Source organism: Pedobacter puniceum, from assembly GCF_009674685.1.
GTDB classification, from domain to species: Bacteria; Bacteroidota; Bacteroidia; order Sphingobacteriales; family Sphingobacteriaceae; genus Pseudopedobacter; species Pseudopedobacter puniceum.
Genome location: NZ_WKJI01000001.1, coordinates 734,718 through 761,432, shown reverse-complemented (window position 1 = coordinate 761,432; position 26,715 = coordinate 734,718). Strand labels below are relative to the sequence as shown.

At 34.7% G+C, this 26,715-nt stretch carries 11 protein-coding genes and 1 CRISPR repeat array; of the genes, 9 read left to right on the top strand and 2 right to left on the bottom strand.

Annotated features, from left to right (window positions below; genetic code table 11):
• The first annotated feature begins 250 nt into the window (after positions 1-250).
• The 7 genes from cas9 (at position 251) to GJJ64_RS03395 (ending at position 20,182) form a co-directional block, all read left to right on the top strand.
• Positions 251-4,081 (top strand): type II CRISPR RNA-guided endonuclease Cas9, encoded by a 3,831-nt coding sequence (gene cas9, locus GJJ64_RS03465; protein WP_154286355.1) that lies wholly within the window; start codon positions 251-253, stop codon positions 4,079-4,081.
• 5 nt (positions 4,082-4,086) lie between these two features.
• Positions 4,087-4,713, top strand: coding sequence for a transposase (locus GJJ64_RS03460; protein WP_154286354.1), 627 nt, complete (start codon positions 4,087-4,089; stop codon positions 4,711-4,713).
• Positions 4,714-4,720: 7 nt separating this feature from the next.
• A complete protein-coding gene (gene cas1, locus GJJ64_RS03455; protein ID WP_154286353.1) occupies positions 4,721-5,758 on the top strand; it encodes a type II CRISPR-associated endonuclease Cas1 in 1,038 nt (345 codons plus the stop codon).
• Between the two features lie 3 nt (positions 5,759-5,761).
• Positions 5,762-6,091 (top strand): CRISPR-associated endonuclease Cas2, encoded by a 330-nt coding sequence (gene cas2, locus GJJ64_RS03450; protein ID WP_039454440.1) that lies wholly within the window; start codon positions 5,762-5,764, stop codon positions 6,089-6,091.
• A gap of 121 nt (positions 6,092-6,212) precedes the next feature.
• A CRISPR array of direct repeats spans positions 6,213-16,661; the repeat unit is 46 nt; unit sequence GTTGTTGTAAATATCAGTAGTTCAAAGAATGAAAGCAAATCACAAC.
• 634 nt (positions 16,662-17,295) lie between these two features.
• Positions 17,296-18,030, top strand: a complete 735-nt coding sequence (locus GJJ64_RS03405) for a bacteriorhodopsin-like (protein WP_154286344.1) — start codon at positions 17,296-17,298, stop codon at positions 18,028-18,030.
• A 78-nt stretch (positions 18,031-18,108) separates the two neighbouring features.
• Entirely contained in the window at positions 18,109-19,302 is a 1,194-nt protein-coding gene (locus GJJ64_RS03400) for a lycopene cyclase family protein (protein ID WP_154286343.1), read from the top strand.
• A gap of 4 nt (positions 19,303-19,306) precedes the next feature.
• The gene (locus GJJ64_RS03395; protein WP_154286342.1) at positions 19,307-20,182 is read left to right on the top strand and encodes a Brp/Blh family beta-carotene 15,15'-dioxygenase; all 876 of its coding nucleotides are present in this window, start codon (positions 19,307-19,309) and stop codon (positions 20,180-20,182) included.
• A 342-nt stretch (positions 20,183-20,524) separates the two neighbouring features.
• On the opposite strand, the gene GJJ64_RS03390 is transcribed toward GJJ64_RS03395, so the two are convergent.
• On the bottom strand, positions 20,525-21,316 hold the full coding sequence (locus GJJ64_RS03390) for an endonuclease/exonuclease/phosphatase family protein (protein ID WP_154286341.1): 792 nt from the start codon (positions 21,314-21,316) through the stop codon (positions 20,525-20,527).
• A gap of 1 nt (position 21,317) precedes the next feature.
• Positions 21,318-22,577, bottom strand: coding sequence for a glycoside hydrolase family 88 protein (locus GJJ64_RS03385; protein ID WP_229655447.1), 1,260 nt, complete (start codon positions 22,575-22,577; stop codon positions 21,318-21,320).
• A gap of 406 nt (positions 22,578-22,983) precedes the next feature.
• Here GJJ64_RS03385 and GJJ64_RS03380 point away from each other — a divergent pair, with 406 nt between their 5' ends.
• Both GJJ64_RS03380 and GJJ64_RS03375 read left to right on the top strand, forming a co-directional pair.
• Positions 22,984-24,417: a sialate O-acetylesterase gene (locus tag GJJ64_RS03380; RefSeq protein ID WP_154286340.1), complete on the top strand. Its 1,434-nt coding sequence runs from the start codon at positions 22,984-22,986 to the stop codon at positions 24,415-24,417.
• The gene (locus GJJ64_RS03375; RefSeq protein WP_154286339.1) at positions 24,418-26,715 is read left to right on the top strand and encodes a DUF5703 domain-containing protein; all 2,298 of its coding nucleotides are present in this window, start codon (positions 24,418-24,420) and stop codon (positions 26,713-26,715) included.

The window sequence follows — 26,715 nt, the reverse complement described above, 5'->3', positions numbered from 1 at the left end:
TTGGAAGAAATAAAAAAGCCCCGAAGATAGTCGAGGCACTAAATGTTTTCACAACAGAATAATCCTTTTAATTTATTTAGTACAAAAAAAGGCGAGTTGCCCCGCCTTGAATGTTTTCACAACGGAATAATCCTTATTGTGATTTGCTTTCAAAATCAAAGGTATAATTTATTTTTAAATTACAAATACGGAAAAACATAAACTGTAAAAAAAATATTTATATATTTAGCAAGACAATTTATTAACTACTATGACAAAACATATATTAGGCCTTGATTTAGGGACCAATTCTATTGGTTGGGCAATTATCAAAGTGGATGATAATAATGTTCCGATTAAAATAATTGCAATGGGTTCACGAATAATTCCTTTGTATTCAAACGATAGAGACCAATTTCAAAAAGGACAAGCTATATCAAAAAATAAAGATAGAACTACAGCTAGGACTCAAAGAAAAGGTTATGATAGAAAACAACTAAAAAAATCTGATAATTTTAAATATAGTCTGAAAAAGATTTTAGAGAAACTTGACATCTTCCCTACCGAAGAATTAATGAAATTACCCACTCTCGATTTATGGAAACTAAGAAGTGATGCGGTTTCTGACATTGAAAATATAACTCCTAAACAATTAGGTAGAATACTTTATATGCTCAACCAAAAAAGAGGATATAAATCAGCAAGAAGTGAAGCTAATGCAGACAAAAAAGACACTGATTATGTGGCAGAAGTAAAGGGAAGATATAAATTATTAAAAGAACAAAACCAAACTTTAGGGCAATACTTCTATAATGAATTATCTGCAGCAAATCAAAATAATACTTATTTTAGAGTTAAAGAAAAGGTCTATCCTAGGGAAGCCTATATCGAAGAATTTGATGCTATAATTAATACACAAAAACCTAAACACTCATTTTTAACTGATGATGTCATTCACTCATTACGTAATGAAATCATCTACTACCAACGTAAGCTAAAATCACAAAAGGGCTTAGTAAACGTTTGTGAATTCGAAGGTTTTGAAACTACTTATTTTGATGAAAAAACACAACAAAATAAAACCATATTTACAGGACCAAAAGTTGCCCCAAGAACATCTCCATTATTTCAACTCTGCAAAATATGGGAAGTTGTGAATAACATTTCACTAAAAATTAAAAATCCAGAAGGAAGTAAATATAAGTGGGGCGATAGAATACCTACTATTGAAGAAAAACAAACAATTGCAGATTATCTGCTAGAAAATGAAAATTTAAGTTTCGTAGAATTACTTAAAATTTTAGGGCTCAAAAAAGAACAGGTTTATGCCAATAAACAGATATTAAAAGGTATTCAAGGCAATATAACCTTTTCAGCTATTCATAAAATCATAGGTAATAGTGAACATCTAAAATTTGATATTCATACTGTACCATCAAAACATTTAGCTATTTTATTAGATAAAAAAACTGGTGAAATTTTAGACGAGGGAGATAGCATAGAATTAAGTTCAGCTTTAGAACAAGAACCTTTGTATCAATTATGGCATACAATTTATTCTATAAAAGAGTTAGATGAGTGCAAAAATGCCTTAATGAAGCGTTTTAACTTTGAAGAAGAAATTGCAGAAAGACTTTCTAAAATTGATTTTAACAAGCCAGCATTTGGGAATAAATCTAATAAAGCAATGCGAAAAATGTTACCTTATTTAATGTTAGGTTACAACCAATCTGATGCTGAAAGTTTTGCTGGTTATAATAGAAAATTTACTAAAGAAGAAAAATCAAAAAATATTTCAGATGAGCCTTTGCAATTATTGGCTAAAAACAGCTTGCGACAACCAGTAGTAGAAAAAATTCTTAACCAAATGATAAATGTAGTAAATGCAATTATCCAGAAATATGGAAAACCTGAGGAGATTAGAGTTGAGCTTGCTAGAGAATTAAAACAAAGTAAAGATGAGCGAGAAGACGCTGATAAGCTAAATGGTTTTAATAAAAAACTTAATGAATTAGTCGCAACTAAACTTACTGAACTTGGACTACCGACAACCAAACGCTACATTCAAAAATATAAGTTTATTTTTCCGGCAAAGGATAAAAACTGGAAAGAAGCCCAAGTTGCAAATCAATGTATTTATTGTGGTGAAACATTCAATCTGACCGAAGCACTAAGTGGAGATAACTTCGATGTAGATCATATAGTACCAAAAGCATTATTGTTTGATGATTCGCAAACTAATAAAGTACTGGTGCATAGAAGTTGTAACGCTACCAAAACAAACAATACAGCTTACGACTATATTGCTAAAAAAGGGAATGAAGCGTTAAACGCTTATGTTACCAGAGTAGATGATTGGTTTAAACGAGGAATAATTTCTTACGGAAAAATGCAACGTTTAAAAGTTTCATTTGAAGAATATCAAGAACGTAAGAAAGTCGGTAAAGAAACAGAAGCTGATAAAAGGTTGTGGGAAAACTTTATTGACAGACAATTACGTGAAACAGCTTACATTGCTAGAAAAGCAAAAGAAATATTAGGAAAAGTTTGCCATAATGTGACGAGCACAGAGGGAAATGTTACTGCAAAACTACGACAACTTTGGGGTTGGGAAGATGTATTAATGAACTTACAATTTGAAAGATTTAAATATGCAAACCAAACAAAGTTGGAGACTTGGACTAGTGATCATGGCAATAGAAAGCATACTAAAGAAATTATCGACAAAGAAATTTGGACAAAAAGAGATGACCATCGCCATCATGCAATAGATGCCCTAGTTATAGCTTGTACTCAACAAGGCTTTATACAACGCATAAATACGCTGAGTAGTAGCGATGTAAAAGATGGAATGAGAAAAGAATTGGAAGAAGATAGAATTGTTTACAACGAACGATTAACATTACTAGAAAATTATTTAGTAGAGAAAAAGCCTTTCTCAACTGAAGAAATTGAACATGAAGCAGACAAGATTTTAGTATCTTTTAAAGCAGGAAAAAAAGTAGCAACTATCAGCAGATATAAAGCTGTAGGCGAAAATAAAAAAACAGGTGTGATTGTGCCAAGAGGTGCTTTGCATGAACAGTTTGTTTATGGAAAAATTAAAACTATCTCTAAGGATTTCAAGACAGGTACATTAATTAAATATCCTATTAAGTATCTCTTTGAAAACCCAAATCTGATTGCTGAACCACTCATTAAAATAAAAGTGAAAGAAAGACTTCTTGATTTCAATAATGACATCAAAAAGTCTATTGAATCCTTAAAAAAGTCTCCTATTTACCTTGACTTAGGCAAAACTATATTACTGACTTCTTCTCATTGTTATAAGGATGAATTTGTGATTAAATATAAAATCACAGATTTAAAAAAGGATGATGTAAAATATATTATCGATGAAAAAGTAAAGCAATTGGTTCAAGAGAGATTAGATGCTCACAATGGTAAGGAAAAAGAAGCATTTAAAGATACACTCTGGTTTAATGAAAATAAAAAAATACCTATATTAACAGTTAGATGTTTTACAGGTCTTTCCGCAGTTGAAGCCATCAAAAAAGATGATAATGGCAAAGAAATTGGTTTTGCAAAAACTGGAAACAATCATCATATAGCTTTATATAGGGATGACACAGGTAAATATATACAACACTTATGTACCTTTTGGCATGCAGTAGAGCGTAAGAAGTTCAAAATTCCTTATATCATTAAAAATACAAATACTCTTTGGAATGAATTAATCAACAAAGAATTACCTCAACCATTTTTAGATAAACTTCCTGCTGATAATTTGGAGCTACAACTTAGTATGCAACAAAATGAAATGTTTGTACTAGGATTATCAAAAGAAGAATTTGATGAAGCAATGCGACAAAACAACAAGTCCTTATTAAGTAAACACTTGTATTTAGTTTGGAGTATTGGTGATAATCAATACTGGTTTAGACATCATTTAGAGACTAAAAACTCTGAATTAAAGGTAACATTGGGCGCTAAAGAAAGTAGAAGATTTTACTTATTTAAAAGTGTTGGAGCATTTCTATCTAAGAACCCAATAAAAGTACGTTTGAACCATTTAGGTGAAATTACAAAAATTGGAGAATAAAAATCATGGAAAATCTCCAAATTAATCAATATTACCACATTTACAACCATGCTAACGGCGATGATAATTTATTTAGAGAAGCTAAGAATTATCCATTTTTCTTATCGAAGTATCATATTCATATTGACCCTATAGCAGAAACAATTGCGTGGTGTTTAATGCCTAACCATTTCCACCTGTTGGTGCGTATAAAAGATGAAGAAGAATTAGAACGAGATTTTCCAAAGTTCAGAACTTTGGAAAATCTAAGTTCCGAAGAAAAACAACTCCAACTTTCCTACCTATTATCTAAACAGTTTGCCAACTTTTTTAGCTCCTATACCCAATCATTTAATAAGGTTTACCAGAGACGAGGTTCATTATTTCTGAAAAATTTTAAAAGAAAAGAGGTTGAAGATCAAAACTATTTATTCCACCTTATTTTATATATTCACCTCAATCCTATTAAACATGGCTTTACAAATGAGCTTACAGAGTGGGAATGGTCATCTTTTCATCATTTAAATAGTCAACAGCCAAAATTAAGTTCAGAGTTATTTGGTACAACTACCGATTATTTAAATCATCATCAAGAAAAACGTGATTGCTTTAAAGAATACCTCCACATAGAAAATCAAATCCTAACACTATGAATGACCTATGATTAAAAGAACCCTCTACTTCAGTAACCCGGCTTATCTCAACTTAAAAGATAGGCAATTACAGATAGACCTCCCCCATTTAAAAACTTTGGGAACAGAAGAATCCGTAAAATTGGTACCTATTGAAGATATAGGTGTTATTATTTTAGACAATCAGCAAATAACCATAACACATGCCAGTATTGCTGCTTTATTAGAGAATAAAGTAGCGGTAATTACTTGCGATAAAAGCCATCATCCTATAGGAATGTTGCTCCCTTTGGATGGACATGATACGCAAAGTGAGCGTTTTAGATATCAAATAGATGCCTCATTACCTTTAAAAAAACAATTGTGGCAGCAAACAGTACAAGCTAAGATTTTAAACCAGGCGGCAGTTTTATTTGAAAGAGGAATAGCTTGCGAAAATATGATTCATTGGGCTAGAGCAGTACGCTCTGGCGACCCTGATAATTACGAAGGCCGAGCAGCAGCCTATTATTGGAGAAACGTTTTCCCTAAAAAATTAGACTTCTTTAGGGGCAGAGATGGCGACCCACCTAATAATTTATTAAACTATGGTTATGCTATTTTAAGAGCTATTGTAGCTAGAGCTTTAGTCTCCTCGGGGCTGTTACCCACTTTAGGAATACATCATAGAAATAAATATAATGCTTATTGCTTGGCCGATGATATTATGGAGCCCTACCGCCCTTTTGTAGATAAAATTGTACTTAAAATTATAGATAATGGTGAGAATTTCTTAGAATTAAACACCGCCATAAAATCTCAGTTATTAAGCATTGCTAGTGTTGATGTAAGTTTTGAAAAAGGCACAAGCCCCTTAATGGTTGGCTTACAGTATACTACAGCATCATTAGCTAAATGCTATGAGGGCACTTTAAGAAAAATTAACTACCCTATTATAAAAGATTTTGATGCCAAAAGAATAGGATACCTAAAAAATATTGATGATACCCCTATAAGTTATGCCGCTGAAAAAACCATAAAATATGGAAATAAAAAAAGTACAGACGAGCCCGAATTACCTTTTTAGGAAATGCGCTTAAACCAATATCGCGTTTTGTGGATATTGGTATTTTTTGATTTGCCTACTGAGACTAAAAAAGAAAGGCAGATTTATACTCGCTTTAGAAAAGACATCATGCGAGATGGCTTTACTATGTTTCAATTTTCTATTTATTTACGGCATTGTAGTAGCCGAGAAAATGCGGAAGTACATATAAAAAGGGTGAAAAACCTACTTCCAGCTAAAGGACATATAGGTATCATGACCGTTACTGATAAGCAATTTGGAATGATGGAATTGTTTTACGGTAAGGAAGAAAAGAACCTACCTAGTACCCCACAGCAATTAGAATTATTTTAAAGCAAGTTGATAGCAAGAAAAAAATTGAACATAAAAAAATCCGGAAGATAAACTGACCGGATTTTTTTATTCCTGATTTTACATTTAAAATACTGATTTACAATTTTTTAAACCAAGGTATGTTGTTGTAAATATCAGTAGTTCAAAGAATGAAAGCAAATCACAACAGGAAATCATATTGTTTGGGATGAAATTTCGTTGTTGTAAATATCAGTAGTTCAAAGAATGAAAGCAAATCACAACGGCATAACCACACACAACCGAAATAAAGAAGTTGTTGTAAATATCAGTAGTTCAAAGAATGAAAGCAAATCACAACACTACGGCTTCGACAACTTCAAAATAACAAGTTGTTGTAAATATCAGTAGTTCAAAGAATGAAAGCAAATCACAACAGTAATTGCCACCGACATTTTCACAACAGCGTTGTTGTAAATATCAGTAGTTCAAAGAATGAAAGCAAATCACAACCCTAAAAAACAATTACGTAAATGAAAATCCGTTGTTGTAAATATCAGTAGTTCAAAGAATGAAAGCAAATCACAACCTCTATCTCTTCGCCACCAACTAAGCGAGGGTTGTTGTAAATATCAGTAGTTCAAAGAATGAAAGCAAATCACAACGCTTTTGGCTATGGTGATACTTGGGTTGGGGTTGTTGTAAATATCAGTAGTTCAAAGAATGAAAGCAAATCACAACTAGATATGGGTGTGGGTAAAGGCATGCCTAGTTGTTGTAAATATCAGTAGTTCAAAGAATGAAAGCAAATCACAACTTGCGGATGAAACTTGCTTAGCCTGTGGAAGTTGTTGTAAATATCAGTAGTTCAAAGAATGAAAGCAAATCACAACGAACAATACAATAATACTTTGGGTAAAACTGTTGTTGTAAATATCAGTAGTTCAAAGAATGAAAGCAAATCACAACCTATTTTGAGATGCCTGAATAGAAAAATCAGTTGTTGTAAATATCAGTAGTTCAAAGAATGAAAGCAAATCACAACAAGAGCTATAGGCATCTCTTTTATACTTTGTTGTTGTAAATATCAGTAGTTCAAAGAATGAAAGCAAATCACAACTTAGAAACAACAGTGTTAGCGTCATAAAAGGTTGTTGTAAATATCAGTAGTTCAAAGAATGAAAGCAAATCACAACATGTGGGAAGCAGTAATATTAACACTATTTGTTGTTGTAAATATCAGTAGTTCAAAGAATGAAAGCAAATCACAACATATCCGCCTCCCTTTCATCAACTATTAACGTTGTTGTAAATATCAGTAGTTCAAAGAATGAAAGCAAATCACAACAATCCTTTACCTAGTTTAATCTGATAATGTGTTGTTGTAAATATCAGTAGTTCAAAGAATGAAAGCAAATCACAACAATGGGATGAAGTTGCAAACCAGGGCGGATGTTGTTGTAAATATCAGTAGTTCAAAGAATGAAAGCAAATCACAACCATCTGAATTAGTGTTAGTTAAGTATTCAGGTTGTTGTAAATATCAGTAGTTCAAAGAATGAAAGCAAATCACAACTTGCTGATAAATTGCAAATGCAAATTGAAAGTTGTTGTAAATATCAGTAGTTCAAAGAATGAAAGCAAATCACAACTCATTATTATTTTTTAATAATGTCCATTCTGTTGTTGTAAATATCAGTAGTTCAAAGAATGAAAGCAAATCACAACGCCACAGCCTTTGGTAAAGAGATAGACAGCGTTGTTGTAAATATCAGTAGTTCAAAGAATGAAAGCAAATCACAACTCAATAGTTAAAACGCTTACTTCAACATACGTTGTTGTAAATATCAGTAGTTCAAAGAATGAAAGCAAATCACAACAAGATTCGATTGGGCCTTATCAGCATAAGGTTGTTGTAAATATCAGTAGTTCAAAGAATGAAAGCAAATCACAACTCACCATATGTTCATAATTTGGTGACATGTGTTGTTGTAAATATCAGTAGTTCAAAGAATGAAAGCAAATCACAACCTGGAGGTGGAGCAAGTGCAACTGACATTTGTTGTTGTAAATATCAGTAGTTCAAAGAATGAAAGCAAATCACAACCTATATGTAGCCACATCATTTAAAGTTGGAGTTGTTGTAAATATCAGTAGTTCAAAGAATGAAAGCAAATCACAACACTGTTTACGATGCTAATTCAGGCGGTTTTGTTGTTGTAAATATCAGTAGTTCAAAGAATGAAAGCAAATCACAACCCATAGCCACCGCATGCGAAGCTTTTTTACGTTGTTGTAAATATCAGTAGTTCAAAGAATGAAAGCAAATCACAACGAGGTTGATGTTAATTCCTTGCCTTTAGCAGTTGTTGTAAATATCAGTAGTTCAAAGAATGAAAGCAAATCACAACTACACCAGATACAGCACACCCAAAGAAAGTGTTGTTGTAAATATCAGTAGTTCAAAGAATGAAAGCAAATCACAACTCACTATCTGATGATTTAAACTCTGGAAAAGTTGTTGTAAATATCAGTAGTTCAAAGAATGAAAGCAAATCACAACCGCTGCCATAGCCTGGTTAGATAAAGTAAGGTTGTTGTAAATATCAGTAGTTCAAAGAATGAAAGCAAATCACAACAGCTTCTTCTTTGTTATTAGCTAATGTTGCGTTGTTGTAAATATCAGTAGTTCAAAGAATGAAAGCAAATCACAACGGAAACAATCTTGCCGGCTTAGAAGGTTACGTTGTTGTAAATATCAGTAGTTCAAAGAATGAAAGCAAATCACAACAAAGTTGAGATAGAAGAAAATCAAATTACAGTTGTTGTAAATATCAGTAGTTCAAAGAATGAAAGCAAATCACAACATTCGGACAAATCGAAAATAAGGAACGATAGTTGTTGTAAATATCAGTAGTTCAAAGAATGAAAGCAAATCACAACAAACAAAGAATAGCTGAGCTAAAGAAAGAAGTTGTTGTAAATATCAGTAGTTCAAAGAATGAAAGCAAATCACAACATGTAGAATGTTTCAAAACCATAGATTAAGTTGTTGTAAATATCAGTAGTTCAAAGAATGAAAGCAAATCACAACGGATTGCGTGGGCGCATAATAGCGGTAACCGTTGTTGTAAATATCAGTAGTTCAAAGAATGAAAGCAAATCACAACTTAAAGGTGGTAGGGTAGATTTAACGGATAGTTGTTGTAAATATCAGTAGTTCAAAGAATGAAAGCAAATCACAACTATCATTTATTTTGGTTGTGTATGGGTGTAGTTGTTGTAAATATCAGTAGTTCAAAGAATGAAAGCAAATCACAACAAATTCAGTCTAACTCTGAAAAGAAAACCGGTTGTTGTAAATATCAGTAGTTCAAAGAATGAAAGCAAATCACAACCCTTACCGCAAAAAGGTTTTAGAACCATTGGTTGTTGTAAATATCAGTAGTTCAAAGAATGAAAGCAAATCACAACCGAGGATTTTGTTACATTTTCATTAAGCTGTTGTTGTAAATATCAGTAGTTCAAAGAATGAAAGCAAATCACAACAATTAAAATGTATTAATCAATATAAAATTAGTTGTTGTAAATATCAGTAGTTCAAAGAATGAAAGCAAATCACAACGATGTACCCAATGAAGATGCCAGGGCTTTAGTTGTTGTAAATATCAGTAGTTCAAAGAATGAAAGCAAATCACAACTATACTCTTTATTTGTTAACCCAGAAAATAGTTGTTGTAAATATCAGTAGTTCAAAGAATGAAAGCAAATCACAACTGCTTGTGCTCCTGTAGCAAAAGCAGATTTGTTGTTGTAAATATCAGTAGTTCAAAGAATGAAAGCAAATCACAACAGGGATTTGGATGCTGCTTTTAGATTGACAGTTGTTGTAAATATCAGTAGTTCAAAGAATGAAAGCAAATCACAACAGATTTAGAGATTTTGTCCATCGCTTCGATGTTGTTGTAAATATCAGTAGTTCAAAGAATGAAAGCAAATCACAACTTTTATCTATTTTGTTTTCGATGTCTTTTAGTTGTTGTAAATATCAGTAGTTCAAAGAATGAAAGCAAATCACAACAGCCTAAGCCTGTTATATTATATGATTTTGGTTGTTGTAAATATCAGTAGTTCAAAGAATGAAAGCAAATCACAACACTTGATACCTTCAAATAAATTCCCTAGAAGTTGTTGTAAATATCAGTAGTTCAAAGAATGAAAGCAAATCACAACGAAACGCCAGTAATGAAGAAGAGTTTTTATGTTGTTGTAAATATCAGTAGTTCAAAGAATGAAAGCAAATCACAACAAAATGCTCTCATCAAGCTTATGCACTGGTGTTGTTGTAAATATCAGTAGTTCAAAGAATGAAAGCAAATCACAACCATAAAGATGGTACCGTAGAAGAAGCCATTGTTGTTGTAAATATCAGTAGTTCAAAGAATGAAAGCAAATCACAACACTATTCCATTGCAGCAATTAAAGGGCCTGGTTGTTGTAAATATCAGTAGTTCAAAGAATGAAAGCAAATCACAACGGATTGAAATTACCGGTCAAGGTCAATCATGTTGTTGTAAATATCAGTAGTTCAAAGAATGAAAGCAAATCACAACTTACGCAGCAAGTAACAATTAAGAATTTAGTTGTTGTAAATATCAGTAGTTCAAAGAATGAAAGCAAATCACAACACAACCTTTTTCTTTTACCTCATCAATCAAGTTGTTGTAAATATCAGTAGTTCAAAGAATGAAAGCAAATCACAACTACCTTTCAATAGGGTTGTATTCATGTATAGTTGTTGTAAATATCAGTAGTTCAAAGAATGAAAGCAAATCACAACACCTTTTTTAAACCTATTTGCTAAAGTTTTGTTGTTGTAAATATCAGTAGTTCAAAGAATGAAAGCAAATCACAACACTAATTGAACAAATACATAAAGGATAATCGTTGTTGTAAATATCAGTAGTTCAAAGAATGAAAGCAAATCACAACAATGTTATACAAGGTTTTAGATGATATACCGTTGTTGTAAATATCAGTAGTTCAAAGAATGAAAGCAAATCACAACAATGTTATACAAGGTTTTAGATGATATACCGTTGTTGTAAATATCAGTAGTTCAAAGAATGAAAGCAAATCACAACACCAAATCTCGCTCTACTTGCCTCATAATGGTTGTTGTAAATATCAGTAGTTCAAAGAATGAAAGCAAATCACAACGCTTGACTCTGTTAAACCAATAAGCCCTGAGTTGTTGTAAATATCAGTAGTTCAAAGAATGAAAGCAAATCACAACACACTCCCAGCGTCTACCAATTCCGCCACCGTTGTTGTAAATATCAGTAGTTCAAAGAATGAAAGCAAATCACAACACACAACAAGCATTAGATAGGCAAATAAAAGTTGTTGTAAATATCAGTAGTTCAAAGAATGAAAGCAAATCACAACGATGTAAAGCTTTTACATAAAGATGTTACAGTTGTTGTAAATATCAGTAGTTCAAAGAATGAAAGCAAATCACAACAGACTTCTTGATGAGCCTAATACGCAACATGTTGTTGTAAATATCAGTAGTTCAAAGAATGAAAGCAAATCACAACAGAGCAAACAAAAAGAGTTGGTATTGCGTGGTTGTTGTAAATATCAGTAGTTCAAAGAATGAAAGCAAATCACAACTTAATACCTATGTGGATGATTGCCAACCAAGTTGTTGTAAATATCAGTAGTTCAAAGAATGAAAGCAAATCACAACCTATTATTAACGTTGTTAACTCTTATATTGGTTGTTGTAAATATCAGTAGTTCAAAGAATGAAAGCAAATCACAACATCAAAAGGAAACATCAGGATACTTAAACAGTTGTTGTAAATATCAGTAGTTCAAAGAATGAAAGCAAATCACAACACAAACAGAGGATTGGTAACAATTACGTTAGTTGTTGTAAATATCAGTAGTTCAAAGAATGAAAGCAAATCACAACCTGTGACTCAACATTCTATAGCGTATGTTGGTTGTTGTAAATATCAGTAGTTCAAAGAATGAAAGCAAATCACAACATTCGAACCCTGTAGTAATCAGCGAAGTTCGTTGTTGTAAATATCAGTAGTTCAAAGAATGAAAGCAAATCACAACGAATAAACAGTCTTTCCTTCTGGATTGATAGTTGTTGTAAATATCAGTAGTTCAAAGAATGAAAGCAAATCACAACAATCCAAAGAAGCATTTAACGACTTTATGCGTTGTTGTAAATATCAGTAGTTCAAAGAATGAAAGCAAATCACAACAAATCAGAGCCAGCAAATAGATTGATTTGTTGTTGTAAATATCAGTAGTTCAAAGAATGAAAGCAAATCACAACAAAGAGCGATTAGGCAGGTCTCCTGACTTTGTTGTTGTAAATATCAGTAGTTCAAAGAATGAAAGCAAATCACAACAAAGAGCGATTAGGCAGGTCTCCTGACTTTGTTGTTGTAAATATCAGTAGTTCAAAGAATGAAAGCAAATCACAACATGTGGATGAGGTAAAAAGGTTAAAGGCTGGTTGTTGTAAATATCAGTAGTTCAAAGAATGAAAGCAAATCACAACAGCCAAGAACAAAAGAATATCAATAAACAAGTTGTTGTAAATATCAGTAGTTCAAAGAATGAAAGCAAATCACAACGCCGGCAAGAGCTGCCAGAAGTACCACCCAGTTGTTGTAAATATCAGTAGTTCAAAGAATGAAAGCAAATCACAACCGCCCGGTAGTAGGATGAAAACCATTACCAGTTGTTGTAAATATCAGTAGTTCAAAGAATGAAAGCAAATCACAACAACAGAAAAGAAAGCCATTTTTATTGCGTGGTTGTTGTAAATATCAGTAGTTCAAAGAATGAAAGCAAATCACAACCATTTACACCAGTAGAGCCTTTCCCAAGTGGTTGTTGTAAATATCAGTAGTTCAAAGAATGAAAGCAAATCACAACAATGTACAAAATGGTACGGTAGTAACTGTAGTTGTTGTAAATATCAGTAGTTCAAAGAATGAAAGCAAATCACAACAATGGAGGCTACCATGTGCCAATTCTTTGTGTTGTTGTAAATATCAGTAGTTCAAAGAATGAAAGCAAATCACAACCAATGTCTAATTACAGGAAAACCTTCATAAGTTGTTGTAAATATCAGTAGTTCAAAGAATGAAAGCAAATCACAACCAAGGGGTTTTAATCTTAAAGGTAAATTTGGTTGTTGTAAATATCAGTAGTTCAAAGAATGAAAGCAAATCACAACGGTCTGTAAAGTACTGCCATAGCTTTATGAGTTGTTGTAAATATCAGTAGTTCAAAGAATGAAAGCAAATCACAACATAGTTTCAGCTCCAAATAAATTATACGTAGTTGTTGTAAATATCAGTAGTTCAAAGAATGAAAGCAAATCACAACATAATGAAGACTACCCAGAGGACTTGGTGGGTTGTTGTAAATATCAGTAGTTCAAAGAATGAAAGCAAATCACAACTGTCTGTATAATATATAGCTGTAGTTCTATGTTGTTGTAAATATCAGTAGTTCAAAGAATGAAAGCAAATCACAACTAGACTCTAGGTCTGTACAAGACAGATTAGGTTGTTGTAAATATCAGTAGTTCAAAGAATGAAAGCAAATCACAACTAACGATGCTACAAGATTGAATAACTCTGCGTTGTTGTAAATATCAGTAGTTCAAAGAATGAAAGCAAATCACAACACAGGTTTAGAGTCTTGTATTATAGGACACGTTGTTGTAAATATCAGTAGTTCAAAGAATGAAAGCAAATCACAACGATGAAACTAAAACAGTTACCGCTGGGGCGTTGTTGTAAATATCAGTAGTTCAAAGAATGAAAGCAAATCACAACGATAACATGGACAAAGTAGAGCGTCTTCAAGTTGTTGTAAATATCAGTAGTTCAAAGAATGAAAGCAAATCACAACTTGTAAACAGTGTCTTCTATGATTACTATTGTTGTTGTAAATATCAGTAGTTCAAAGAATGAAAGCAAATCACAACAGTAATTTGCCTATAAGCATTTCTTACAACGTTGTTGTAAATATCAGTAGTTCAAAGAATGAAAGCAAATCACAACGGAAACGAAATGCACAAAAACAAAGCCCAAGTTGTTGTAAATATCAGTAGTTCAAAGAATGAAAGCAAATCACAACACGGAAAGTATACCGATGTTTCAAACGGATGTTGTTGTAAATATCAGTAGTTCAAAGAATGAAAGCAAATCACAACGAGTTCCTACGCTGTAATGCCTTGTTATTTGTTGTTGTAAATATCAGTAGTTCAAAGAATGAAAGCAAATCACAACGTTTTGGTGTAAACAGTATTATTAATCCTCGTTGTTGTTGTAAATATCAGTAGTTCAAAGAATGAAAGCAAATCACAACATAGATCCACAAAGTAAGGCCGAGTTAAAAGTTGTTGTAAATATCAGTAGTTCAAAGAATGAAAGCAAATCACAACAGTAGGGAAGCAGGTAACTTAGAGTTATTAGTTGTTGTAAATATCAGTAGTTCAAAGAATGAAAGCAAATCACAACAAAATGACCGCATCGCTGGCGATTTTAGAGGTTGTTGTAAATATCAGTAGTTCAAAGAATGAAAGCAAATCACAACATTGATGGTTTTAAAAAGCCCTTACCGAGAGTTGTTGTAAATATCAGTAGTTCAAAGAATGAAAGCAAATCACAACTAGGTGCTTGCAACACCAAAGAAAGAGCCGTTGTTGTAAATATCAGTAGTTCAAAGAATGAAAGCAAATCACAACTAAACATTGCCGAATTGCAGGAAAAAATGTGTTGTTGTAAATATCAGTAGTTCAAAGAATGAAAGCAAATCACAACGAGTTCCTACGTTGTAATGCCTTGTTATTTGTTGTTGTAAATATCAGTAGTTCAAAGAATGAAAGCAAATCACAACTTCAGCCGATTACCGCTCCAAAGCCCTACAGTTGTTGTAAATATCAGTAGTTCAAAGAATGAAAGCAAATCACAACGGTAAATTCCTAAACAACAAACTAGATGTTGTTGTTGTAAATATCAGTAGTTCAAAGAATGAAAGCAAATCACAACGGGGATTGGTATTGGAAGAGGTGCAAGCTGGTTGTTGTAAATATCAGTAGTTCAAAGAATGAAAGCAAATCACAACGGTAAATTCCTAAACAACAAACTAGATGTTGTTGTTGTAAATATCAGTAGTTCAAAGAATGAAAGCAAATCACAACGCCTCGTTAAGTTTGCTTACAGGACATAAAGTTGTTGTAAATATCAGTAGTTCAAAGAATGAAAGCAAATCACAACAAACCACCCCAAACCCTTACAGCTTTAAAAGTTGTTGTAAATATCAGTAGTTCAAAGAATGAAAGCAAATCACAACTGCTTTGATAACTGTAATCCGCTTTCTTTTGTTGTTGTAAATATCAGTAGTTCAAAGAATGAAAGCAAATCACAACAAATTCTTTTGCTATGTTATAACTGTTTGGGTTGTTGTAAATATCAGTAGTTCAAAGAATGAAAGCAAATCACAACGCTACCGCGAAACTTAAAGTCAATTGGAAAGTTGTTGTAAATATCAGTAGTTCAAAGAATGAAAGCAAATCACAACCTTCAACAAGAAACATCAGAAAACAAAACCGTTGTTGTAAATATCAGTAGTTCAAAGAATGAAAGCAAATCACAACAGAATGACCGCATCGCTGGCGATTTTAGAGGTTGTTGTAAATATCAGTAGTTCAAAGAATGAAAGCAAATCACAACAAAACGACCGCATCGCTGGCGATTTTAGAGTTGTTGTAAATATCAGTAGTTCAAAGAATGAAAGCAAATCACAACAGCAAGGCTACATTAGTGCTTCTAATATAAGTTGTTGTAAATATCAGTAGTTCAAAGAATGAAAGCAAATCACAACAATAAAAAAGAAACAAGGGGAGGAACTCGGGTTGTTGTAAATATCAGTAGTTCAAAGAATGAAAGCAAATCACAACAACCTCACCACTAACACCAGTTTTACCACCGTTGTTGTAAATATCAGTAGTTCAAAGAATGAAAGCAAATCACAACCGAAGGAGGAAAACCGTTTACAGGTTGTCCGTTGTTGTAAATATCAGTAGTTCAAAGAATGAAAGCAAATCACAACAGAATAAAGAGTACGGCATAAAGAGAGTACGTTGTTGTAAATATCAGTAGTTCAAAGAATGAAAGCAAATCACAACTAATAGCTTAACTTTCTTTGCGCAGATTCAGTTGTTGTAAATATCAGTAGTTCAAAGAATGAAAGCAAATCACAACACTTGCACTTGCACACAAAACGAAAGCTGTGTTGTTGTAAATATCAGTAGTTCAAAGAATGAAAGCAAATCACAACGGACTTGCAGTAGCAGAACGTATGCTAACGTTGTTGTAAATATCAGTAGTTCAAAGAATGAAAGCAAATCACAACTCAGCAACAGATATTATAGATGAGCAGTTTGTTGTTGTAAATATCAGTAGTTCAAAGAATGAAAGCAAATCACAACTAAGTCTAAAACAGGTTGTCCGCTTTGGTATTGTTGTAAATATCAGTAGTTCAAAGAATGAAAGCAAATCACAATTCTCATATTGTTTCTATAGCCACAGGTTTAAACCCGTGGCTATAATAATCATGTGATAAAGACAATAATGAGGATGCAACCTTAGGAAGTTCTCACTACAAACAGTTAGTCTTTTTCCAATAGCTAAGGTTTTAAACTTTTAGCTGCGTTTAGCACCAACCCTACCCCAACTAAACCGGGGCGAGGGCGATACCCCACAGGACATTTGGAGCTTTTGCGGAAAATGGACGAGGAGTTAAGCAAAGCACCGGACTGGCGGATGATAGTAGTATGGAATGGGCTTTTCTGGTTAAAAAGGGAAAATTCAAAAGGGAAAAGGGAAAATTCAAAAGTAAAAAACAGGAAATTCTACACCCAGAACTTGAAACTCACAACTAAAAAACTGGCAGTTGGCAACTGAAAATAAAGACCAAAGACATCTATTTTAAAGATAATTTTAGCTTATTATGAAAATTTTTGAGGTAAAAATTACACATTATTCCCCGCTACAATTAGGCTTTATATAGGCAAAAAGGCACATTTTTAAAAAATACCTAAATTTTGTTAATAAATTAAACACCTAAAAATCAAACAATTAAAACTTTTTGTATTTAATTTTGTTGAACAATTATTATAAAACCTTAAACAAAATTTTATGATTTCAACAATTTTAAACGTGGTAACCATCCCAGTGGATGACCCAGTTGCTTTTACCTTCTTTACAGGGTACATGGCTATGTTAGCTGCATCTGTTTTCTTCTTCTTTGAAAGAGGAAGTGTAGACGGAAAATGGAAACTTTCTATGTTAGTATCTGCATTAATTACGGGGATTGCTGCAGTACATTACTACTACATGAGAGACTATTATTTAGCAACTGGCCAAACACCTACTGCTTTGAGATACATTGACTGGACTTTAACAGTGCCGTTGATGTGTGTGGAGTTCTATTTATTAACTAAATCTGCTGGCGCTAAAACTTCTTTATTATGGAAGTTAATTATTGCTTCGGTATTTATGTTGGTAACTGGATACATTGGAGAGGCATTCTCTGGCGGAGACAGTACCCAAGTTGCTTTATGGGGTGCTTTATCTACCATTGGCTATGTGTATGTATTGTATGCAGCATGGTATGGCGAAGTTGCTCAATTGGCAAAAAACACTGGCGACAGTACCGTTATCAAAGGTATCAATACCTTAGGATGGTTTGTTTTAGTGGGTTGGGCTATTTATCCAATTGGTTACATGTGTATGCCTGGTGGATGGTTAAATACCGGTTTAGGATGGGAATCTAGCAATGTAGATTTACTTTATAACATTGCAGATGCTATTAACAAAATTGGCTTTGGTTTAGTGGTGTATAACATCGCTATCAATAGCAAAAAAGCTTAATTAACATTAACTAACTAACTCGAAAACGGAACCTTAAGCAAGTTCCGTTTTTGTTTAAAGCCAATTTTAGCCAGTTGTATGCAAACAACAAATCCTTTTTATCATTATACCATTATTGGCGCTGGTGCATCTGGCTTATGGATGGCTTATGCTTTATATAAACATGGTTTATTAAAAGATAAAACGCTTGTTTTGGTAGAACAAGACTCGCAAAAATTTAATGATAGAACTTGGTGCTATTGGGCTAAAGAAGAGCTTTATCCGCAGCCTTTGGCAGATAAAGTTTGGCATTATTCTCACAATGCTCATATCACTTCTAAAAGTGGTAGCATTTACCCATATGCTTATTACCATATCAGAAGTCAGGATTTTTATAAAAAGATGAAAGGCCTTTTATCGGGCTGCGAAAATATTACCTGGCTGTATACTTCATTTGAAAACTATCAGCAAAACCCTGATTTAAGCATCAAAACTAAAGACAGCTCTTGGAAAACCGAGAGACTATTTTTATCTGCCCTACCAGAAAGGGAAGATATTTTTTCTTCTAAAAGACTTAAAACTTATTTAAACCAGAAACGAGAGCAACATATTTTAATATGGCAATCTTTTGTGGGTTGGAGGATTAAAATGCAGCATGCCAGTTTTGATGCTACACGGATGACTTTAATGGATTTTGAGATACCACAGCTTGGCCATACCCAATTTATGTATGAATTGCCCTTTTCTGATAGCGAATCTTTGGTAGAACTAACCCGTTTTGGAGAAGCCAAACTGAGTATCACTGAAGCCGAGGAAATCTTAAAAAACTACTTGGCAAGCAAAAACACATCTTTCGAGATTATAGAAACAGAAGTTGGTGCTATACCCATGACTACCCATTTTGACAATAAACGTAAAACTTTAGATAAGCATGAAAATGTTATTTATTTAGGAACCTTAGCCGGAGCTATTAAACCTACCACAGGCTACGGATTTAAAAGAATGGCTAAATATGCAGATGATGTAGCTAAAGCTTTGGTTAGCCATAGTGCCATACCTACCACTTATAGGCCTTGGCGATTTAGACTTTATGATATTTTGTTATTACAAATTTTAGTAGCGCAGCCGCAGCGTGGTAAAGAAATTTTTAAGACACTTTTTAAAAAACAACCTACCCCAAGAATATTAAAGTTTCTGGACGAAGAGACCAGCATTAAAGAAGAGATGATGATATTTTCAAAATTACCTATCTTGTTGTTTTTAAAATCATTAGTTCGCTATTTCATCAAATAAACCTATGATATACATCAACTCTAAATTGTTTAACCTACAAATGATTTTGCAGTTTGCATTGCTGCTGCTTTTTTATTTCTTCCCCTTTGGCCCTATTACGCAGGTTCTTTTGGCCGGCATTTTATTATGCACTATAGGTATTCCGCATGGTGCTAACGACCATTTATACCGTAAAGAGCAGAACTGGTGGGGAATGCTAAAATTTCTTGCGCTTTATTTAGGGATTATAGCTGCTTATGCGCTTTTATGGTACTTTATACCCTTAGCAGCTTTGCTTATATTTTTCATGGTTTCTTTCCATCATTTTGGTCAGTCTAATTTCGAGAATGAGCATGTTAAATACATACCCTCTATTTTGTGGGGAGTTATTTTACTAGCTTTCCCTGTAGTTTTACATTTGGAAGAAGCACTATTTATCTTCAAAGCCATGATTGGCAAAGGTAATTTTAACGAATTTATTTATGATACCAGTCCGCTTTCTTTAACTAACTGGCAAATAGCAACCTTATTATTACTCGGTGCTGCTTACCTCATCAGCATCTATATTTACCAAAAGCAGCATTTTTTTAAATATTGCTTACAGCTTGTTTTGGTAACCTTATGGTATCTTTTCACGCCTTTATTATTTGGTTTTATTGTAGTTTTTTGCTTGTGGCATGCTTTACAATCTACCCAGCATCAGGTGATTTTCTATACCCAACATTATCAAAAGCTTAAAAGAGATTTCTTTATAGCCATGCTACCTTTTAGCTTTATTTCCCTTGCGGGATTTGGCTTCTACCTCTATTTCTTTGATTTTAATATCGGACAAGCCTTTATCCTGCTTTCGCTGATTACCTTACCACATGTTATAGTGATGCATAGGCTTTATGGGGCTTAGGTGGTTAGATGGTTAGTTTGTTAGGTGGTTAGTTTGTTAGGTGGTTGGATGGTTAGATGGTTAGGTTGTTAGATGGTTAGTTTGTTAGGTGGTTAGGTGGTTAGGTGGTTAGATGGTTAGTTTGTTAGGTGGTTAGGTGGTTGGATGGTTAGTTTGTTAGGTGGTTGGATGGTTAGGTGGTTAGGTGGTTAGTTGGTTGGATGGTTAGTTTGTTAGGTGGTTAGGTGGTTAGTTGGTTAGTTTGTTAGGTGGTTAGTGGGTTGGGTGGTTAGGTGGTTGGGTGGTTAGGTGGTTAGATGCAGCGCTCTTTTTGGGAAACGCTGCTGATCATCTTTTCATGAATTACTTATTCAAAACCAGTTCTGCCACTATAGGATAATGGTCTGATGCCTGTACCTGGTTTAAAACTTGATGGCTTTTTACTTTAATATTTACTCTTTTATCAAAAGCGATAAAATCTATAGCGGCACTATGTTGATCATCCGGATAGGTTGTAGGGCAATCTGTACAGGTTCTGATAAAGGCGCTGTCCATGATATTTAAGGTTTTACTTTGCGGACTAGCATTCCAGTCGCCCGCTATAATTAAAGGCAATTTTTCTGCTTTAGCGATGTCTACAATTTGTTGCGCTTGCAACTCGCGGTTACCTGTCTTTAAAAAATCAAGATGGGTATTCGCAAAGCGGATGTAACGTTTTCCAGGTAATTTTAGCTTTACCATTTGTAAGATACGAGGTTCTGCTTTTGCATCAGCTTGATTGCTAAGGCGGTATATTTGATGCTCGCTCATCGGGAATTTAGATAATATGGCTATCCCATAAGCCCCCCCTTGGAAATCTATCGCTTTAGCAAAATATACTTTTAGGCCTAGCTTTTTCGCTATCAGCTTTGCTTGGTTGCCTTTGCCACTTCTCTGGGTGTTTTCATCAATTTCTTGTAGGGCAATGATATCTGCATCTGCTTGTTTTATGGTATTTGCAATCGCATCTATATCTATTTTACCACTTTGCTCCTCTGCTGGTGGGTTAGCATGGTGGATATTGAAAGACATCACTTTAAGTGATAGCTCTTGCTGTTGCGCCATTAAGTTGGTGAAAGTTAAAAGCAAGAGCGCTATAGCAATCAGTTTTCTCATTTTATTTAGCTGTTAGTTTTTGATACCTCAATAAAGCTTCTAGGAAATAGTAATCTGAATATATAAGTGGCACATCCACCTCGTTATTACTTGGTAAATTACCAGTGCTATGCTTCAATAAAAAGTAAGGATTAGCTTTATCGGTATTAAGATAAACATCAGAGCTTAAAGACTTTAACATCTGGATAGCGGTGTTTCTGTACAATTTAGCTTTTGCTCCTTTTACATAAGTACTTAACTCTAACAAGGCAGAACTGGTTATGGCTGCTGCCGATGCATCTCTTGGTATAGGCTGGTATTGCTGAGGGTTAAAATTCCAATCGGGTTTATAGCCTGGCTGTCCAACATTAAAATCCCAATAAGGTATTTTATCTTTTGGCAGGTTTGGATGTTTGATGAAGAAATCTGCCAAACCGATAGCTGTTTTAAGAAATCTTTTGTCTTTGGTTTCACGATAAGTAGTGGTAAAACCATGAATGCCCCAGGCTTGCCCCCTAGCCCAAGTAGAGTTATCAGAAAAACCTTGTAAAGTTTGCTGATGTAATACTTTTCCGGTTTTAGGGTCGTAGTTTACAACGTGGAAAGAGCTATAATCTGGCCTAATATGATTTTTCATGGTTTGCTCGGCATGCTTAATAGCGATATGTTTATAAATGGTATCGCCCGTTACTTTAGAAGCATAGAACAGCAATTCTAAATTCATCATGTTATCCATAATCACCGGATATTCCCAAGTATTGATATTCCCTTTTGATTTACGCTTGTTCCAAGATTGGATGCTGCCTACCACGGGCGAATATCTTTTACATAAAGACTTAGCAGATTGCACCAAAATCTCTTGATATTTTGGATTTGGGTTAAACCTGATGGCATTTCCGTAGCTACAATACATCATAAAACCAATATCATGATGCTGGGTATTGTACTGGTTTGTTTCTAATGAATTTGTCCAAGCTTCCGCATGTTTACGCCATTTATCGTCTTTAGTAAACTCGTACATATACCATAAGGCACCCGGCCAAAAACCACCTGTCCACTCGTCTATTTGAAGATATTTCAACCTACCATCAGGGTATAAAGAGTGCGGATAATCTTTGAAATTTCCTTCAGTAGTTTTCAATAGATTTTCGTACAGCGGAGCCGCCGTAGCAAAGCTTTTCTTTACGAAATCATCCTGCGCATGACCGTTTAGTGCCAATACTAAAAACAAAGTACTCAAGTAATAAAACCCCTGTTTTGCCATTAATAAAATCTTGTTCATATCTTAAATTTAAAAGGAATTATGGTCTTTTAAAAGCCTTGGCTTTTATATCATGACCGATGAGATGGAAAAAGTCCCATATTTATTTATCAGTTGTCGGTTATCGGTTGCCAGTTGTTAGTTGCCGGTTATCGGTTGCCAGTTATTAGTTGTTGGTTGCCGGTTGTTAGTTATCAGTTTTGGGTTGAGCGTTACGGATTTAGTCTTGACACTCCCTTCAGTCTTCGGACATCGGTCTTCGGACAGCGGACATCTGACCGCGGACATCGGTCTTCGGACATCGGACTTCCCTCCCCCTAACCATTATACCATTTTCTCCAAGTTCTGTATCATCTTAGCAAAAACTTCTCTATAACGTACAACTTGCTTAATTTCATTAAATAAACCTTAAATATCTCTTTTAACAATGATTTTACGCTTTTACAGCTTTGTGCTGAGTTTGCTTTTCCTCAGTCTTTCATTAAAGGCTCAGGTGAAATTGGCTCGTGTTTTTACAAACCATATGGTTTTACAGCAGCAGGCAGATGTAAAGCTTTGGGGTTGGACCAAGCCAAATGAAAAACTATCCATTTATAGCAGTTGGGATAATAAACAGCAAACTATAAAAGCCAATAGTAAAGGCGAATGGTGGGTACAATTACAAACACCCAAAGCTAGCTTCACTGAGCAGGAAATTAAGGTTAAGAGCACATCAGGAAATATAAAATTACAGCATATTCTTATTGGCGAAGTTTGGTTATGTGGTGGGCAATCAAACATGGAAATGCCCATGAAAGGCTTTAAAAGCCAACCTGTTTGGGGTGCAAATGCCGCGGTACTAAAATCAGCTAACCCAAATATTAGGGTGTATACCGTACCCAGAGGTTCACAATTATTACCACAAGACACCAGCAAAACTTCTTTTTGGAAGGTGGCACAGCCAGAAAGCATTGCTAATTTTAGTGCTACGGGCTATTATTTTGGCAGGCTTTTACAAGAAATGCTGCAAGTGCCAATCGGTTTAATTAATTGCAGTTATGGTGGCTCTGTTGCAGAAGCCTGGATGAGCAAACAAGCCCTTCAGGATTTTAAGGACATCAACATCCCGCAAAGGCAAGATAGTATAAAGTCTCCTAACCGTACAGCTACTTTGTTATACAATGCCATGCTAAAACCTATTATTCCTTATGCGATAAAAGGGTGTATTTGGTATCAGGGCGAATCTAACTACGAAAGACCAGACCAGTACGAGTCTTTATTCCCAGCTATGGTAAAACATTGGAGGAGCGAATGGAAACAAGGAGATTTTCCTTTCTATTATGCGCAAATAGCCCCTTATAACTATGCACAGCTACCTCCTTACCATTACGGTGGCAAGTATAATTCGGCCTATATTAGAGATGCCCAGCGTAAAGCAGAAGCTAAGATTAGCAACTCGGCCATGGCGGTTTTGTTAGATATTGGCGAAGAGAACAACATCCACCCCATGCATAAAGAGCCAGTTGGAACCCGCTTGGCTTTATTAGCATTGGCCCAAACTTATGGCTTAAAAGGCTTTGGTTATGCTAGTCCGGCAGTAGAAAGCACCCAAATCAGCGGAAGCGTTATCACTGTAAAATTTAAAAACGCCCCTAACGGCCTAACCAGCTATGGCAAAGAGCTACAACAATTTGAAGTTGCCGGGGCCAATAAACAATATTATCCGGCGAAAGCCAGCATACAAGGCAGTACTGTTGTTGTATCTTCTCCTATGGTAAAAGAGCCTGTTGCAGTAAGGTATGCTTTTAAAGATTTTGTTGTAGGCGAACTTTTTTCTACCGAAGGCTTACCGCTTTCATCTTTCAGAACTGATGATTTTTAAATGAAAAAACAAACTTTATATAGCCTCATTTTCCTTTTAGCGTTGCAGTTAACTGCTGTTGCGCAAGATATTTCTTCTTACCACCCAGTGTGGTTTACGCAAAGTAAAAATTCAGGAGAGTCTATGCCTTGCGGAGGTGGAGATATAGGTTTAAACGTTTGGACAGAGGGAAATGACATCCTTTTTTACTTATCTAAAAGCGGTACTTTTGACGAGCATAACATGCTTTTAAAGCTGGGCAGGGTAAGAATAAAACTAAGCCCAAACCCTTTTGCTGATGGTACTTTTAAGCAAGAGCTTCATTTAAAAGAGGGTTTTATTACCATTGATGGAGCTAAAGGCACAACTGTAAAAATAAGTGTAGATGTTTTTCATCCGAATATTAGGGTTGAAGTAAAAAGTAAGGAAGCTATACACACCCAATTGGTTTATGAAAGCTGGCGCTACCAAGACAGGGCATTAAAAGGGAAAGCCAACAATGCCAACTCTTGGAAATGGGCACCACAAGAACCCGTTATTGTTTATGCCGATAGTATCAATTTTGAGCAAAATAACATCCTTTTTTACCATAAAAACCGTAAGCAAACTGTTTTTGATGCTACCGTTAAACAGCAAGGTTTGGCAGCTATTCAAGATAGTTTATACAATCCTTTAGCGTATTTAACCTCAGGCGGAATCATCAGCGCAAGCAATATGAAAGCCAGCGGAATGCATACAGGCAAATATCTGGATACTGATTTTAAAGGTTGGAGCTTAAGTAGCATCAAAGCCAGTAAATATCAGCAAATCAATATTACTTTATACCAGGCGCAAAAGCCAGACATCAACAGCTGGAAAAATGAATTAAAAGCTGCTCAGCTTAAGGCTATCAAAGACCAGAAAGCACAAGAAAACACCATACAATGGTGGCGCAACTATTGGCAACGTTCTTATATCTACACCAAAGCCCAAGAAAATACCGAGGATTGGCAAATAGGTAGAAATTATCAGCTTTTTAGGTATATGCTTGGCTGTAATGCTTTTGGGCAATGGCCTACTAAATTTAACGGTGGCTTATTTACTTACGATCCTTCTTTAACAGATAGCACACAAAAATTTACTCCAGATTTTAGGAATTGGGGTGGTGGTACGCATACCGCTCAAAACCAAAGATTGGTGTATTGGCCCATGTTAAAATCAGGAGATTTTGATTTGATGTTGCCGCAATTTAATTTCTACCTGAATGCTTTAAAAAATGCCGAGCTACGCACCCAATTTTACTGGAAGCATAAAGGAGCATCTTTTACAGAGCAATTAGAAAATTTTGGACTGCCAAATCCGGCAGAATATGGCTGGAAAAGGCCTGCCGATTATGATAAAGGTATGGAGTATAATGCTTGGCTAGAATACGAGTGGGATACCGTTTTAGAGTTTTGCATGATGATGCTAGAGCAAGAAAAATATGCGGGTAAAGACATCCAAAAATACATACCTTTTATAGAGAGTTGCCTAACTTTTTTTAACGAGCATTATACTTATTTAGCTAAGCAAAGAGGCAGCAAAACTTTAGATGCTCATGGGCATTTGATTTTATACCCAGGTTCTGCTGCCGAGACCTATAAAATGGCTTATAATGCTAACGCTACCATAGCCGCTCTAAAAACAGTTTTAGAACGTTTACTGGCCTTGCCTGATAATTATTTATCTGCCACACAAAAAGCCCAATGGGAGACCATGTTGAAGCGTATCCCTCCTATTACTTATCGTGAGGTTGAGGGTAAAACTACCATTGCCCCAGCTAAACTTTGGGAGCGTATCAACAATACAGAAACACCTCAGCTATATCCGGTTTACCCTTGGGGGATATTTGGACTAGGAAAAACAGGCTTAGATACGGCTATCAATACTTACAAATACGACCCCGATGCGCTTAAATTTAGAAGTCATGTAGGTTGGAAACAGGATAATATTTTTGCCGCCCGTTTAGGTTTAACAGATGAAGCTTACCGCTTAACCACTTTAAAATTGAAAGACTCTGGCAGAAGATTTCCGGCCTTTTGGGGGCCAGGTTTTGATTGGACACCAGACCATAACTGGGGAGGCTCTGGCATGATAGGTTTACAGGAAATGCTGATGCAATGCGATGGAGATAAAATTATGATTTTCCCCGCTTGGCCTAAAACTAAAGATGTAAGCTTTAAACTACATGCACCCAAGCAAACCACCATTGAGGCCACCTTGGAAAACGGCAAACTAAAACACTTGAAAGTAACACCAGAATACAGAAAAAAAGATATCATCAATTTTATTGAGCAATAA

Excerpts from the sequence above, each read along its gene's own strand:
- GJJ64_RS03385 (WP_229655447.1), bottom strand. The coding sequence starts at position 22,577 with ATGAACAAGATTTTATTAATGGCAAAACAGGGGTTTTATTACTTGAGT.
- GJJ64_RS03460 (WP_154286354.1), top strand. The coding sequence starts at position 4,087 with ATGGAAAATCTCCAAATTAATCAATATTACCACATTTACAACCATGCT.
- GJJ64_RS03395 (WP_154286342.1), top strand. The coding sequence starts at position 19,307 with ATGATATACATCAACTCTAAATTGTTTAACCTACAAATGATTTTGCAG.
- GJJ64_RS03405 (WP_154286344.1), top strand. The coding sequence starts at position 17,296 with ATGATTTCAACAATTTTAAACGTGGTAACCATCCCAGTGGATGACCCA.
- cas2 (WP_039454440.1), top strand. The coding sequence starts at position 5,762 with ATGCGCTTAAACCAATATCGCGTTTTGTGGATATTGGTATTTTTTGAT.
- GJJ64_RS03400 (WP_154286343.1), top strand. The coding sequence starts at position 18,109 with ATGCAAACAACAAATCCTTTTTATCATTATACCATTATTGGCGCTGGT.
- cas1 (WP_154286353.1), top strand. The coding sequence starts at position 4,721 with ATGATTAAAAGAACCCTCTACTTCAGTAACCCGGCTTATCTCAACTTA.
- GJJ64_RS03390 (WP_154286341.1), bottom strand. The coding sequence starts at position 21,316 with ATGAGAAAACTGATTGCTATAGCGCTCTTGCTTTTAACTTTCACCAAC.
- GJJ64_RS03375 (WP_154286339.1), top strand. The coding sequence starts at position 24,418 with ATGAAAAAACAAACTTTATATAGCCTCATTTTCCTTTTAGCGTTGCAG.
- cas9 (WP_154286355.1), top strand. The coding sequence starts at position 251 with ATGACAAAACATATATTAGGCCTTGATTTAGGGACCAATTCTATTGGT.
- GJJ64_RS03380 (WP_154286340.1), top strand. The coding sequence starts at position 22,984 with ATGATTTTACGCTTTTACAGCTTTGTGCTGAGTTTGCTTTTCCTCAGT.